This is a genomic window from Pelistega sp. MC2, assembly GCF_900099475.1.
Taxonomy (GTDB): Bacteria; Pseudomonadota; Gammaproteobacteria; order Burkholderiales; family Burkholderiaceae_B; genus Taylorella; species Taylorella indica.
The window spans coordinates 780,960-796,494 of the sequence record NZ_LT628275.1 but is presented as its reverse complement, the minus strand read 5'-3'; the positions used below and the strand labels follow the sequence as shown (position 1 = coordinate 796,494).

Here is a 15,535-nt window from a genome sequence, read left to right as displayed (position 1 = left end):
CAAAATTAAGCCAATTTAAATTGTGGCGATTGATGGTGGATAGAACTAGAGGGTGAGTCCTCTGCAGAAATCTCTTCTGAAGATGATCCAAATAACAAAGCTGTCCCTGCTTCGGCCCCATATAATTTGATGAGGAAATCATTGCTTAATTGTTGACTAGAGCCTTGGAAAATAATTTCACCATTTTTAAGTGCTATAGCTTCAGGGCAATATTTAACGGCATAATCAACTTGGTGTAATGTCACAATGACAGTCTTTCCGTCTTCTTTATTAATTGACTCCAATGTGGACATAACGCGGCGTGCTGATTCAGGATCTAGTGACGCAATTGGCTCATCGGCTAAAATAATATCTGCCTCTTGGCAAAGTGCTCTAGCAATAGCTACTCGTTGTTGCTGTCCACCTGATAGCGTAGACGCTCGGCTATAAGCAAATTCAAGTAACCCTACTCTTTCCAAAGCACGTAAGGCTAATTGCTTTTCTTCTTTAGTAAAAATACCTAACGTTCCACGCCAACGAGGCATACGCCCTAATCAACCAATTAATACATTTTTAAGTACTGATAATCGTCCAACTAAATTAAATTGTTGAAAAATATAGCCAACATTTGCACGTAGCCGACGTACATTACTATCCAAACGACCGTTTTCTTGAACGATTTGGTCTAATAAACGAATTGTTCCACCTTGCTTATCATTTGCTGTCGCTAGACCAACCATATGACGCATCAAGGTAGACTTACCTGATCCAGATGCGCCAATTAACGCTGTCATCGTTCCTTTAGCAATTGTGGTATTTATATTCTTAAGCACATGCTTTTTGCCAAAATGCTTATTTAAGCCTTTTACTAAAATAGCATTACTCATTATTCACCCTTTTAACTCTCAAAGAATTTTTAAAAATTTCTTGCATTGAGAGCATCCTAATGGGCAAATAAGACAGTACTGTGAATTTTTTTTGACAATATTGAAATATTTCTATGCTTACGTTAGACAAGTTCCCTTTTTCTTCACTCTATATTTGTAACAAAATCTGAAAAGCATTATGAATTCAAGGTGATAGTCCGTACCTAAGCTTAAATAACTTGTATAACTATTAGGCTTTTTATAGACAAGTTAATGTTCTTTGAATTTGTAAAAATTCACGTTATTACCACTAAAACAACACTTAATGTTCACAGCGACACATAATAGCTTGTGTTAGATCCTCTTTTTCTATCGAGGAATGACCTGCCATATCAGCAATGGTGCGAGCTACTTTTAATACTCGCTGATTTACCCTTGCCGACCAAGAAAACTTATTCATAGCTTGAGTCAAAAGATGTTGACTAGCCTTATCTAACCGACAAAACTCCTCTATCTGTGCATTGCTTAAATAAGCGTTTAATCCTCCTTGACGCTGATATTGCCTTTCTCTACAGTCGACAACTCGCTCTCTAACCCTTGCCGAAGTTTCTGCGGTTTCCGCTGTCAACCAATCCTTCTTAATCGCTTGAACCTGTAGATGAATATCAATTCTCTCTAGCAAAGGACCTGATAATTTACTTTGATAACGTTCGACCTTTTCAGGTGTACATCGACATAATTTAGTTGCATGCCCTAAGTACCCACAAGGGCATGGGTTATAAGCCGCCACTAATTGAAAACGTGCAGGATAACTTTGTGAACGTTTTGCTCTAGAAATATGAATTTCTCCCGTATCTAAGGGCTCTCGCAATGCTTCCAAGGCTTTTCTATCAAACTCAGGTAATTCATCCAAAAATAAGACTCCATGATTCGCTAAACTAATTTCACCTGGTAATGCCGCTGCACCTCCCCCAACCAAAGCTACCATTGAACAAGAGTGATGTGGGGCACGGAAAGGTGGTAATTGCGGATCTGGTGGCTCTAATGAATGCACCAAACTATAAATAGCGATTAAATCCAATTGTTGTGCCATCGTTAAACTTGGTAATAACGTAGGTAGCCTATGTGCAAGCATGCTCTTACCGACACCTGGAGAACCCGATAGAATTAATCCATGCCCTCCACTGGCAGCAATCTCTAACACATGACAAGCATAGGGTTGCCCACGTATATCTGATAAACAGAGTGGCTTATCCTGATACCTAGGCTCTGGCTGCTGATAATAGCTTTTATCCAACTCCAAACGACCAGAAAGATAATCAGCCACGTCATTAAGTGTTTTGGCACCAATAACCGTTAATCCTTCTACTCTAGCTGCAATTTTGGCATCCTCTTCGGGCAATATTAAAATCGCTTTCGGATTTTGTTTATAAATTGATAAAGCAATAATTAAGGGGGCTTGAATAGAAATTAATGCGCCAGTTAATGATAACTCTGCCATAAAATACATATTTTCTAAATTTGCCTGTTGCTGTTCAGAGAGAACCACTTGTCCTGTCGCCATCAATACACCGATCGCTATCGGCAAATCAAATCGCCCTGATTCCTTAGGTAAGGCTGTCGGTGATAAATTCACCGTAAACCTACCTGGTGGAAAATCCCATCCTCCCGAGTCAATTGCCGATCGTACCCGCTCTTTACTCTCCCTCACCCCTGTATCAGGCAAACCGACAATGGTGAAGTTAGGTAACCCAGCCGATAGATGAACCTCTACACATACTATTGGCGCCTGCATCCCTGACAATGCACAACTATATAAAACCGCTAAACTCATTCCCCCTCCTTTTTCAGCACAGTATGCCTACAAAGCAGAGAAAAAAAAAGAGAGGGGGGATAAGAATATCCACCCTCTTTTTCTTTAAGCTTAAAATTGCACTCTACATTACACCCTATATTGCACCATAGTAAATGAGATTTCTATCTTAAAACATTACTGACAATGCTCAAAAACAACTTCCTCATTGTTTGGATTAACCCCATACCGATTAGTCGCATCACTACCCTTACACATATAGTAGATAAATAATAGCAAGCCAAAAAATGGTATCAACAATAGCACAAGCCACACGGCACTTTTACCAATATCATGCAAGCGTCGAATCGTAATAGTCAGGTTCGGAATAAGAATTGCGATAAGATAAATTGAATTAATAATCCCAAACGGCTCTTCTGCTTGCCCTGCTACTGCCGTGGGTGATAGAATCAATGTGCCAAGAAAAAAATCTGCGTAATACGTTAGTATAAACACAAGAACAGCCATCACGGTAAAAAACCAATAGTCTCTTCGACTCGTTCTTCCTGAGATATTAAAGTACTTTCGCCATCCCTCAATATAGGCTTCCCACATTCTCACTCTCCATTGAAAATACTATCAATCTCTTCTCTTTATTGTAACGTTGAGGATAAGTTAGCACTCTAAAATTAATTTTTATCAATTTAATCATCTTGCCATTTCTTTTTTTAAATCAGTTCATAATAGAAGAACCTATGGCAATATGCATTAGCTAATAGCCATATAGAGAATTGTTTGTACCTGTCTATTCTCTCTACTTAGTACTGTTTTATGATTAACTATTTAGGTTGTTTTTATGAATGCTCAACAATGGTTAGAAAAGCTTGTCTCTTTTGATACGACCAGTCGTTACTCCAATTTAGCCCTTATCCAAGAAGTTCAGCAGTTTTTGACTAGCTTTGGTTACCAATGCTCTCTTTCACACAATGCTGATAATACTAAGGCTAATTTATTTGCAACACTTCCATCCTCTACTGGTGAAACGCAGGGAGGAATTGCTTTATCTGGACACACAGATGTAGTACCAGTAGATAAACAAATTTGGGAGACCTCTCCATTTGAACTAACAGAAAAAGGCTCTCGCCTCTATGGGCGTGGTACTTGCGATATGAAAGGGTTTATTGCATGTTGTTTAGCTATTGTGCCAAAACTAGTTGAACTAGAACGTCGTAAACCAATTCATTTTGCTTTTTCTTATGATGAAGAAATTGGCTGCCTAGGTGCACCTGTCATGCTTGAAGCACTCAAAGAAAAGGGACAACAGATTGATGGTTGTGTGGTGGGTGAGCCTACTAATATGCGTGTTGTCGTTGCACATAAAGGCATTAATGTTTTCTCTTGTACCGTTCATGGTAAAGCAGCACATTCCTCCTTAACACCAAGAGGCTGTAATGCTATTGAACATGCGGCTCGCCTTATTTGTCATATCCGTGATTTAGCCGATATTTACCGTCAGCAAGGTCCTTTTGATAATGATTATGATGTACCGTACACCACGATGACAAGTAATATGATTCAAGGTGGTATTGCTGTTAATACTATCCCTGAATTATGCCAATTTAATTATGAATTCCGTAATCTACCCGGTATCCCCAAAGAAGAAATTCAAGCCAAGATTGATGCCTATGTCAAAGATGAATTAATTCCTCGCATGAAAAAAGAATTCCCAGATGCTAATATTGAAATTTCAGAGGTTTCTAGTTCACCTGGTTTAGAAGCGTCTGAGGAAGCCGCAATTACCACCCTAGCGAGAGAACTATTACGTGATAGTGATACCACTAAAGTAGCCTATGGAACAGAAGCTGGACTATTCCAAAAAGCCGGTATTCCCACCATTGTTTGTGGCCCGGGTCATATTGAACAAGCTCATAAGGCAAATGAGTTTATTGAAAAAGACCAATTACAGGCATGTGAAGACTTTTTACTTAAACTATTAAAAGTAAATTAAGCGTAGTTTTCATAGTTAAGCGTTTAGATGGCGTGGCTGATATATCTGATACAAACTATGTATCAGATAGTCAGTTTAGCGACTTAGCTGAATATCTTTAGTTTGTTCCCATAGAGAATCAACCAGATTTTTTCTTTGATCAAGCTCCCCTTTTGCTAACCATTTTGCGACTTCTGTTGCCACATCTGGAAGTTGTGCCTTAGGAACTGAGGGTTGTTTAAGCCATTGCTGTAATATATTGACATCATAATCATCAATTACCGTTGCACGATTAAGTTGCTTCAACACCTCTGCATTTGAGCGTTGCTCTATCTGCCCTTTAATCGGAAATGTTAGTATCTTTTTCCCTAATACCATCGCTTCGCTACAAAGACCAAAGCCTGTATTGGAAATGACGCCTTGGCAATTTGCAAAATCTACAGGAAAAGTCTCTCTACTTAATGGCTTTACCACAATATTAGGCGATATTTGTTCCGTGACTATTGATTTACTATAAACCACAAACCGCTGATTAGGCACTTGCCCCAACCATTGAAATAAGCCTTTCTCTGCTTCAAATGGCAAGTACACTAAAATAACATCATCCTCTCTGGTCGGCGTTTCATGATTTAAATGTATCAGTGGTGGGATAATCGTTTGACCAAAATGATCCCAATGGACACCTATAGGATATTTGGCTGGAGCAAAGGTATGTAAAATATGACCAATACCCGGGGTGAATTTTAATCCCGGCAAACCAAACGCCAAAGCATATTGATGAGCTAAACCAACAGAGGGGATTTTTTTGATTTTAGCCGCCCATGCACTGACAGGCTCAAAGTCAGTTATCACCAAATCGTATTTCGTTAATGCTAGTGATTGAACATCATGATAGAAATTAAGAATTTCGGCTTGTTGAATCGTTTTTAACCAATTAATAGAACAATGACTACCTGCAAAGGTAAAACCTTTCCTAATTTGATAGTGACCAAAAATGTCCATATCAAAATAAGCATCCAAAGAACGACCACTAAATAAAAAATCTACCTCAAAGCCTTGCGCTTTTAAGGCGGGTAACATTACCCTTGCTCTAGTAATATGACCATTCCCCGTTGCTTGTACACCATATAATATACGCATAGTATCCTTAAGCTTATACAATAGCCAAGGCAGTCAAGGCACATGTCAGACCAACTACCATACCCGCTAAAATATCAGTAGGATAATGCACGCCTAGTAATACTCTAGATAAACCAACTAAACTTGCCAATAAATAAGCAGGTATTAGTAACACAGGATAAAAACTAGTTAAGACTGTTGCAAAAACAAAGGCTGCTGCTGTATGACCCGATGGAAAACTAAATTTATCAGACGGTTCAATCAACGCTTCAAATCCCGTCATTTTATGGCAAGGACGATCTCTTTTAATACTATTTTTGAGTACCCAATACAGTGGCAACTCTAAAGCATATGCCACTAAGCCTGTATAAAAAAATAGTTGTCCAGAAACTGGCTCAAACAACCATAAACCAAGACCAATCAATGCATATAAAGGGCCATCACCCATGCGAGAAATTTGACGACTTAAAAAAGCAATCGTTCTTTTCTCATTATGCGCTACTAACCAAAAGAAAAATCTAACTTCTTGCGCACCTAATGCCATTAAGCGAGTTTTCATTTGCCTATCCTCTCTGAAAGCACAAAAATTTATGAATTCTTTTATGCTATCTTAAGAAGAAAAGGTGGCAATTACATGACGAGATTATGAAGATTTTGTGAATAGCGCACAAATACCATCATATTAACCAACTAGAGTAAAGCAATTAATCCTATACCACTTCCACCAAATCACTATCTAATAACGGATAATCAAACGCATTGGGTAATTGATAATGCCACCATTCATATTTAATTTCTTTAAACCCAGCATGTAGCATAATACCTAATAAAATAGCTCTATTCTGAACGATATGAGGAGGTAACTCTGTATTATCTGTATGTGATAAATTGGTCATATCATCAAATCCAGTACCCATATCTAGCACATTACCGTGTTGATCTATCAGACCTAAGTCAATAGCGACACCTCGTGTATGAGCTGACCCCTTTTCTGGAGGAGTAACATAGTGATCATCCGGCAAAAAGTCCCACAGCTTCTGTTGTGCCTTACCTGGACGATAGGCATCATAAATAACGATAGTTAAGCCTGCTCTTTTGGCATGCTCAACAGCTTTTTTTAAACAAACTTCCGCATCTTGATGTAATACGCAGGTAGCATGTTTATAGATTAACTTTCCCGTAAAATTATTCTCAGTAGCATAAGCTAACTCAATTTTTACACCATGAGTTTGTTCAGTAATAACAACTAAGGGACTACTCATAAACTACTCTGCTTTTAATTGGTTAAGACTTTCTTCTAAAAGAGCAAGAACATGTGTTCTACTTTCTGGGTTTGTCGCATTGACACTAGAAGCGATCACTTCACCATTCAGTAATACATCAAATCCTTCATCCGCACGAACCTGAATATCATGAGTCATATCAATATTCACAATGGCCTTACTACTAATACCTGCTTCTTTTGGATTGGCAAATGCTTTAGATAATAAAATTTCCTGACCATTAGCTGCCAACAATCTAAACATAAATTTGCCATCTGAATCTCTAAAGCTGACAAATCGTGCTGATTTCGCTTTTTTGCTAGTTTCTTTATTGGCGCTAACAGTGATAGCTGTATTACGTAAACCAACTGCCTCACGAATTTCCTTGATAAATGGGGCTGCATATTGACGTGCTTTGCTAGCGCCCACTTGTAAGATATCCTCAATTTCTTGTGGTTTAGCCATTAATGACTCATAGCGTTCACGCATAGGACTAAGTAAGCCATCTAATAAGGTAAATAACTCTTCTTTTGCTTGACCCCAAGCGAGACCCTCTTCTAATGCTTGTTTAAACGCTTGCGTTTGTTCAGTTGTCGCAAAGGCTTTATATAAGGAAAAGAGATGTGAACCTTCTGTTTCTTTAGGCTCACCTGGCAATTTTGAATCTGTCTGAATACGGGCAATCGCAGCTTTTAATTCTTTACGACCACCTTCAAATAAAGGGATTGTATTACCATAACTCTTAGACATTTTACGACCATCTAAGCCCGGTAATGTCGCCACATCTTCATCAACTTGAACATCTGGTAAAACAAAATACTCTCTACCATGCCCATAATGATGGTTAAAGCGCTGTGCAATATCACGTGCCATTTCTAAATGTTGTACTTGATCTTTTCCTACAGGAACAATATTCGCATTGAACATCAAAATATCCGCTGCCATCAAAATGGGATACGAATAAAGCCCCATGGTAATACCGTCATCAGGCTCCGTATTTTTGGCAACATTCTGATCGACTGAAGCTTTATAAGCATGTGCACGATTCATCAAACCTTTGGGTGTCATACACGTCAAAATCCATGATAGTTCAGGGATTTCAGGAATATCAGATTGGCGGTAAAAAGTCACTCTGTCATAATCTAAGCCTGCTGCTAACCAAGTCGCCGCAATTTCTAAACGTGATCTAGCAACTCTAGTAGGATCATCACATTTAATCAAAGCATGATAATCAGCCAAAAAGAAAAAAGCATCCACATCTTCGCGCTGACTCGCTTCAATAGCAGGACGTAAAGCACCGGCATAATTACCTAAATGGGGGGTTCCTGTTGTTGTAATCCCTGTCAATACACGTGTTCTTTGCATAATTACTCTCTTATAACTTAACGGAATGACGAGTTTCCGCTTCCATATATTCTTTCGATTGCATTTCTACCATTCTGGAGACTGTTCGATGAAATTCGCTTGCTTGTACACCTTGAACATAAATTTGCTCTGGAGACGTTTGTGCCGACATAATCAATTTCACTTTATGGTCATACAACACATCAATTAACCACGTAAATCGACGTGCTTCAGAAGCATCTTTAGCTTCTAATTTTGGCACATCAGATAAAATTAATGTGTGATAACGGTTCGCAATATCTAAATAATCATTTTGCGACCGTGCTGTTCCACAAAGTATTTCAAAACTAAACCATACTACACCATTCCCTTCTGCGATAACAGGAATTTCACGATGTTCAACGATAATACTTTTAGTCTCATGCCGTTGACTTGTTAAACAATCAAATTCTTCTTGTAACTCTTGATTAGTTTCTGGCGTAATCGGGGTGAAATATAGTTTTAACTGTTCTAAGGTGCGACGACGGTAATCCACTCCCGTATCCACGTTGATAATATCCATTTTTTCTTTAATTAAAGCAATCGCGGGTAATATACGATCACGATGCAAACCATCTGGATACAAAGTAGATGGCTCATAATTTGAGGTCATCACAAAACTGGTGCCATTATCAAATAGCTTTTGCAATAAGCGATATAAAATCATCGCATCAGCAATATCGGAAACATGAAACTCATCAAAACAAATCAATTGATATTTTTCAGAGATCTGCTTAGCCACAATATCCAGTGGATCACTTTCTTTACTAATTGCCTGTAAATGATCATGGACACTGCGCATAAACTCATGAAAATGAATTCTGGTTTTACATTTAATCGGCACAGTTTCGTAAAACGAATCCATTAAAAAACTTTTTCCTCGACCAACTCCTCCCCACATATACACGCCTCGAGGAGCGACTATTGGCTCTGGTTTAGAAAAAATTTTTTTAAAGAAAGAAGGCTCTGATGGTGTCGGAAGATTTACCCAATCATCATAAAATTTCTGCAAACGTTCAATAGCTGCTTGCTGGGCTTTATCTGCTTTATATCCTTTATCCGCTAACATCTTTTGATAATACTGGATAACATTCATGAACTAAAGAGCCTTAATAACAAAATGGGACTAGTATAAGTCCGTCACAATATAAAAAAACAATAAAAAAGCCCCCAATTCAAATTTCGTCACTCACTAATACTAATACGGCAAGCCTTTGCATGCACCTTGATTAGCCGTGTATACACGAATTCCTTCATGGGAGGCTATTAAAGCATCCAGGGGCAACAGATAAGCTATTGCTCTTGCGTATTAAATCTCATTAGAAATTTAACGTACGTTTGTCTACACCTAGTGCAGCTTCTTTCACTGCTTCAGATAATGTTGGGTGAGCATGACAAATACGAGCGATATCTTCCGCTGCACCTTTAAACTCCATAATTGTCACAAGTTCAGAAATTAATTCTGATGCCATAGGGCCAATGATATGAGCACCTAGTACTTCATCTGTTTTTGCATCAGCGATAATTTTCACAAAACCTGTGGTATCACCTAAAGCACGTGCACGACCGTTAGCCAAGAATGGGAATGAACCGACTTTGATATCACGACCTTCTTGTTTAAGCTGTTGCTCTGTTTTACCTACCCAAGCGATTTCTGGCGAAGTATAAATAACAGACGGAATTGTATCAAAGTTTACATGACCATGTTTACCTGCGATACGCTCTGCAACAGCCACACCCTCTTCTTCCGCTTTATGCGCAAGCATAGGACCACGAACAACGTCCCCAACAGCCCATACGTTAGCCACATTGGTTTTGCAATCACCATCAACTTCAATAAAGCCACGTTCGTTTAACTTTAAACCAATCGCTTCAGTATTTAAGCCATCTGTATAAGGTACACGACCAATTGAAACGATTAATTTTTCAACTTCTAGTGTTTGTTCTTCACCTTTTGCGGTAGTGTAAGGAATTTTGATAGCTTTGGCTGTTTTTTTGATTTCACCAATTTTTACGCCAACTTCAATTTTTAAGCCTTGTTTATCAAACGCTTTTTTAGCTTCTTTGGCTACTTGCTCATCCGCTACAGCTAAAAAGCTTGGTGCTGCCTCTAAAATAGTCACTTCAGCACCTAAACGGCGCCATACGCTACCCATTTCTAAACCAATCACACCTGCACCAATCACCCCTAATTTTTTAGGTACTGATGGAATACGCAATGCGCCGTCATTTGATAATACCTGCTCTTCATCAAAGTCTAAACCTGGTAAGGCACGTGGAGCAGAGCCAGTGGCAATAATAACGTGAGCTGCGGTCAATTCTTCATCTTTTTTGCCTTTAACAGCAATTTTGTAGCTACCATCAGCTTCTTTGCCAACAAAAGAACCTTTACCTACATAGAAAGTCACTTTGTTTTTCTTAAATAAGTATTGGATACCGTCATTGTTTTGTTTCACAACATCATCTTTACGACCAATTAACTTATCTAATTTCAAACCGATTTTGCCTACTTCGATACCATGATCAGCGAAGTGATGCTGAGCTTGCTCATAGTGCTCAGAAGATTGCAATAATGCTTTTGAAGGAATACATCCAACATTCGTACATGTACCACCAGGTTTGGCATTACCTTTTTCATCTACCCAAGCATCGATACATGCGACTTTTTTACCCAATTGTGCGGCACGAATAGCAGCTATATAACCACCAGGTCCGGCACCAATTACTACTACATCAAACTGTGTTGCCATAATAAAAATCTCTTCGTTTATATTTAAAATATTCAATGACAAGTGCCCCATTTAATCACTAAGGATTAGGGGCACCGTTGTTATGCGCTTAAATTAGATATCTAATAATAAACGTTGTGGATCTTCTAGTGCTTCTTTCATCGCTACTAATCCTAATACTGCTTCACGACCATCAATGATACGGTGATCATAAGACATCGCTAAGTAGTTAATCGGACGAATAACGATTTGACCGTTTTCAACAACTGGACGATCTTTAGTGGCATGAACGCCTAAAATCGCCGATTGTGGTGGGTTGATGATCGGTGTTGACATCATAGAGCCAAATACACCACCATTAGAGATAGAGAAAGTACCACCAGTTAAATCATCTAAGCCTAATTTACCATCACGAGCACGAGCACCGAAATCAGCAATAGCTTTTTCAATGTCAGCTAAACTTAATTGATCTGCATTACGTAGGATAGGTACTACTAAACCACGAGGGCTACTTACAGCAATACCAATATCAAAGTAACCATGATAAATAATATCTGTGCCATCAACTGATGCATTTAAAATTGGGTAGCGTTTTAATGCTGCAACTGCCGCTTTCACAAAGAAAGACATGAAGCCTAATTTAACACCATGCTCTTTCTCAAATTTTTCTTTGTATTGATTACGTAAATCAATAACAGCTTTCATATTAACTTCGTTGAACGTCGTTAAGATAGCATTCTCTTGTTGAGATTGTAATAAACGCTCAGCCACACGTGCACGTAGACGAGTCATTGGTACACGTTGCTCTGGACGACCATCTAAGTTTAATGGTACTGCTACTGGAGCTGCAGCTTTTGCTGGTTTCGCTGAAGCAGCTTGAGCATCAGCTTTAGTCACACGACCATCACGTCCCGAACCCTGTACATCAGTCGCTGATAAACCTTTTTCAGCAAGAATCACACTAGCTGCTGGAGAAGCTACATTACCTTTTGTTGCTGATGTATCTTTAGCAATCACTTGCTGTGGTGCTGGTGCAGCCGCTGCCGCCTCTGCAGTTGCTTCTTTTGGCGCTTCCGTACCAGCTGTGGCTGATGCTTGAGCTGCTGTATCAATTTTTGCTAATAATTGACCTGAAGTAACAGTACTACCGTCTCCCTCAACAATTTCTACTAATACACCACTTGCTGGCGATGGTACTTCTAATACTACTTTGTCTGTCTCTACTTCAATTAATGTAGCATCTTGAGAAACGGCTTCCCCTACTTTGAATTTCCACTCTAAGAGTGTTGCTTCAGAAATTGACTCTGATAATTGAGGTACAACTACGTCAATAATTGCCATTGTTAAATCCTTTAATCTATTAAAAACTTATTTTGATAAAACTGGTTTGATACGTGCAGCAAAAGCTTGTTCAATTAATGCTTTTTGCTGCTCTATGTGTTTTGCTAAATAGCCCACTGCTGGAGAAGATGAGGCAGCACGACCTGCATAAGCAAGTTTTTGACCTTTTTTCATGTTCTCATAAATATGGTGTTGAACGTAGAACCAAGGACCTTGGTTTTGTGGTTCATCTTGTACCCATACCACTTCTTTTACATGAGGATATTTTTCAAACTCAGCTTCAAAATCTTTGTGCGCAAATGGATAAAGTTGTTCGATACGGATAATCGCCACATCACTCGCTTCACGCTCTTTACGTGCATTAACTAAATCGTAATAAACTTTACCTGAACACACTAATAAACGAGTTACTTTGTCTGCATTAATTGCGGTATCTACTTCCCCAATAACTGTTTTAAATGAGCCTTCAGAAAGCTCAGTTAATGGCACGCTAGCATCTTTATTACGTAGAAGTGATTTTGGTGTAAAGATGACGAGTGGTTTACGGAAGTTACGAATCATTTGACGGCGTAACAAGTGGAAAATTTGTGCACCATTAGTTGGTTGAACCACTTGCATATTATTGTCAGCACATAATTGTAAGAAACGTTCGATACGTGCTGATGAGTGTTCTGGACCTTGACCTTCATAACCATGTGGCAACATTAGCGCTAGACCACATTGACGTCCCCATTTAGCTTCACCAGATGCAATAAATTGGTCGATCACTACTTGAGCACCATTGGCAAAGTCACCAAACTGTGCTTCCCAAATCGTTAATGTATTAGGTTCAGAGCAAGCAAAACCATATTCAAACCCTAGTACAGCTTCTTCAGATAACACTGAGTCAATCACTAAAAATTTAGCTTGGTTTTCAGAGATGTTTTGTAAAGGAATATAAGTACCGTCATCCCAACGTTCACGTTTTTGGTCATGCAATACAGCATGACGGTGTGTAAATGTACCGCGACCTGCGTCTTGACCAGTAATACGGATATTAAAGCCAGCATTTACTAATGATGCAAAAGCTAAGTGCTCACCCATACCCCAGTCTAAATTCATTTCACCATTTGCCATCGCACGACGATCGGCTAGTAATTTTTCAACCAATTTATGCGGTGTAAATGTTTCAGGGATAGTAGTGATACGTTCACCTAAACGTTTTAACTCAGCAGTAGGCACAGCTGTATCCGCTTTATCCGTCCATTTTGCACCGATAAATGGTTTCCAATCAATCGCAAATTGATTTTTAACGTCTGTTAATACTGGCTCTGCTGTCTCACCACCTGCATCCATAACAGCACGATACTCTTTAACTAAATCATCTGGCTCATTTGCTTGTAATACACCTTGAGCAACTAATTTGTCTGCATAAAGCTGACGTGTACCTGGGTGCTTACTAATAGATTTGTACATTAACGGTTGAGTTAATGCTGGTGTATCTTGTTCATTGTGACCTAGCTTACGATAGCAAACAATATCAATCACGACATCATGAGCGAATTCTGCACGATAATCCATTGCTAAACGAGTCACAAAAGCAACCGCCTCTGGATCATCACCATTCACATGGAATACTGGTGCTTCAATCATTTTAACCACATCAGTACAATAGAGCGTAGAGCGTGCATCTCGCGGATCTGATGTAGTGAAACCAATTTGGTTATTAATCACTACGTGTAAAGTACCACCTGTACCATAACCACGTGTTTGGGCAAGGTTAAGCGTTTCCATCACCACCCCTTGACCGGCAAATGCTGCGTCACCATGAACAAGTACTGGTAATACTTGTTTTTTATTTTGACGACGATCTTGGCGTGCACGGGCACTTCCTTCTACCACTGGATTCACAATCTCTAAGTGAGAAGGGTTAAACGCCAATGATAGATGTACAGGACCACCTGCTGTGGAAATATCGCTAGAGAAACCGTTATGGTATTTAACGTCACCGTCAGTAAGACCTTCTGCGTGTTTGCCCTCGAACTCTGCAAACAAATCGCCAGGACGTTTACCCATAATATTAATAAGCATATTCAAACGACCACGGTGAGCCATACCCACCACCATTTCTTGAACACCAATTTTACCGCCATGATTGACTACTTCGTCCATACATGCGATAAAGCTCTCACCACCTTCAAGTGAGAAACGTTTTTGACCTACATATTTAGTATGCAAGAAACGCTCTAGACCTTCAGCTTCTGTCACTTGTTTTAAAAGATTTTTCTTCTCAGCAACTGTAAGCGCAGCAGTAGACAATGTTGATTCTAAGCGTTCTTGAATCCAACGTTTTGCTTTTGGATCAGAGATATGCATAAACTCACTACCCACTGAACGGCAGTAAGTATCACGTAAAGAATTAAGAATTTCACGCAAAGTCATTGTTGAATTTGTGGTGAAATAAGTATTTGTTGCTGAGTAGACCTCATCTAAATCAGCATCTGTTAGACCATAAAATGCAGGATCTAACTCAGGAATTTCTGGGCGTTCAGAACGTTTTAGGGGGTCAAGAATAGCGTGACGCACACCTAAGCTACGATACGCTGCAATCAACGACTGAACTTTTAGTTGCTTACCAGCTACTTCCAAACTAGCAGGTGCCGCTTGCACTAATAAAGTATTAGCCTTGGCACGTTGAGCGAAAGAAGCGATAATTGAGGAGTGATTTTGATCACGTGTTGTTTCGCTACCATCAACCGCAGGTAAATGGCTAAGTTTATCGAAATAATCTCGCCACTCTGGCGTGACTGATTCGGGATTTTCTAAGTAAGCCTCGTATTGCTCTTCAACATACGAAACATTACTACCAAATAAGTATGAGTTATTACTCTTTTCAATAGCTGTAGTCATAATAGACGCTTCACCTTTCTATGAGTGTTTCACCATAATGGATGCAGGATAACCTTCCGATTCACGGCTTAACCGACTTACGGACAGCGAAAAAGAAGGCGAACTAACCTTTATATTTTATAAAATTAATTCGTTAAAGCATAGTATAACCTGAATTAAAGATAAATATAGGTAAACCCTAAAATTAG

General features: G+C 39.1%; 11 protein-coding genes and 1 pseudogene. 1 reads left to right on the top strand and 11 read right to left on the bottom strand.

Going from position 1 to position 15,535, the window contains the following annotated elements; translation table 11 throughout:
• Positions 1-5: 5 nt before the first annotated feature.
• The 3 genes and pseudogenes from phnC to BQ4443_RS09295 form a co-directional block, all read right to left on the bottom strand.
• A pseudogene (gene phnC / locus BQ4443_RS09305) lies at positions 6-866 on the bottom strand (phosphonate ABC transporter ATP-binding protein).
• A 301-nt stretch (positions 867-1,167) separates the two neighbouring features.
• Positions 1,168-2,679, bottom strand: a complete 1,512-nt coding sequence (locus BQ4443_RS09300) for a YifB family Mg chelatase-like AAA ATPase (RefSeq protein WP_023953294.1) — start codon at positions 2,677-2,679, stop codon at positions 1,168-1,170.
• A 156-nt stretch (positions 2,680-2,835) separates the two neighbouring features.
• Positions 2,836-3,252, bottom strand: a complete 417-nt coding sequence (locus BQ4443_RS09295; RefSeq protein ID WP_071058641.1) for a DUF805 domain-containing protein — start codon at positions 3,250-3,252, stop codon at positions 2,836-2,838.
• A 241-nt stretch (positions 3,253-3,493) separates the two neighbouring features.
• Here BQ4443_RS09295 and argE point away from each other — a divergent pair, with 241 nt between their 5' ends.
• Positions 3,494-4,645, top strand: coding sequence for an acetylornithine deacetylase (gene argE, locus BQ4443_RS09290; protein ID WP_071058639.1), 1,152 nt, complete (start codon positions 3,494-3,496; stop codon positions 4,643-4,645).
• Between the two features lie 75 nt (positions 4,646-4,720).
• Here the strand turns inward: argE and BQ4443_RS09285 are convergent, their stop codons facing one another.
• The 8 genes from BQ4443_RS09285 to BQ4443_RS09250 all read right to left on the bottom strand — a co-directional run bounded on the left by BQ4443_RS09285 (position 4,721) and on the right by BQ4443_RS09250 (position 15,347).
• Positions 4,721-5,764, bottom strand: a complete 1,044-nt coding sequence (locus BQ4443_RS09285) for an MJ1255/VC2487 family glycosyltransferase (protein WP_071058638.1) — start codon at positions 5,762-5,764, stop codon at positions 4,721-4,723.
• Positions 5,765-5,777: 13 nt separating this feature from the next.
• Positions 5,778-6,302, bottom strand: a complete 525-nt coding sequence (locus tag BQ4443_RS09280) for a phosphatase PAP2 family protein (protein ID WP_023950517.1) — start codon at positions 6,300-6,302, stop codon at positions 5,778-5,780.
• 151 nt (positions 6,303-6,453) lie between these two features.
• Entirely contained in the window at positions 6,454-7,005 is a 552-nt protein-coding gene (gene ddpX / locus BQ4443_RS09275) for a D-alanyl-D-alanine dipeptidase (protein ID WP_071058635.1), read from the bottom strand.
• Between the two features lie 3 nt (positions 7,006-7,008).
• Positions 7,009-8,370: a tryptophan--tRNA ligase gene (locus BQ4443_RS09270; RefSeq protein ID WP_071058634.1), complete on the bottom strand. Its 1,362-nt coding sequence runs from the start codon at positions 8,368-8,370 to the stop codon at positions 7,009-7,011.
• A 10-nt stretch (positions 8,371-8,380) separates the two neighbouring features.
• Positions 8,381-9,484 carry a cell division protein ZapE gene (gene zapE / locus BQ4443_RS09265; protein WP_071058633.1) on the bottom strand — a complete coding sequence of 368 codons (1,104 nt, stop codon included), beginning with the start codon at positions 9,482-9,484 and terminating at the stop codon, positions 8,381-8,383.
• A gap of 223 nt (positions 9,485-9,707) precedes the next feature.
• Entirely contained in the window at positions 9,708-11,138 is a 1,431-nt protein-coding gene (gene lpdA / locus BQ4443_RS09260; RefSeq protein WP_071058632.1) for a dihydrolipoyl dehydrogenase, read from the bottom strand.
• 93 nt (positions 11,139-11,231) lie between these two features.
• Positions 11,232-12,458, bottom strand: coding sequence for a 2-oxoglutarate dehydrogenase complex dihydrolipoyllysine-residue succinyltransferase (odhB, locus tag BQ4443_RS09255; RefSeq protein ID WP_071058630.1), 1,227 nt, complete (start codon positions 12,456-12,458; stop codon positions 11,232-11,234).
• Between the two features lie 27 nt (positions 12,459-12,485).
• Positions 12,486-15,347 carry a 2-oxoglutarate dehydrogenase E1 component gene (locus BQ4443_RS09250; RefSeq protein ID WP_071058628.1) on the bottom strand — a complete coding sequence of 954 codons (2,862 nt, stop codon included), beginning with the start codon at positions 15,345-15,347 and terminating at the stop codon, positions 12,486-12,488.
• Positions 15,348-15,535 lie beyond the last annotated feature (188 nt).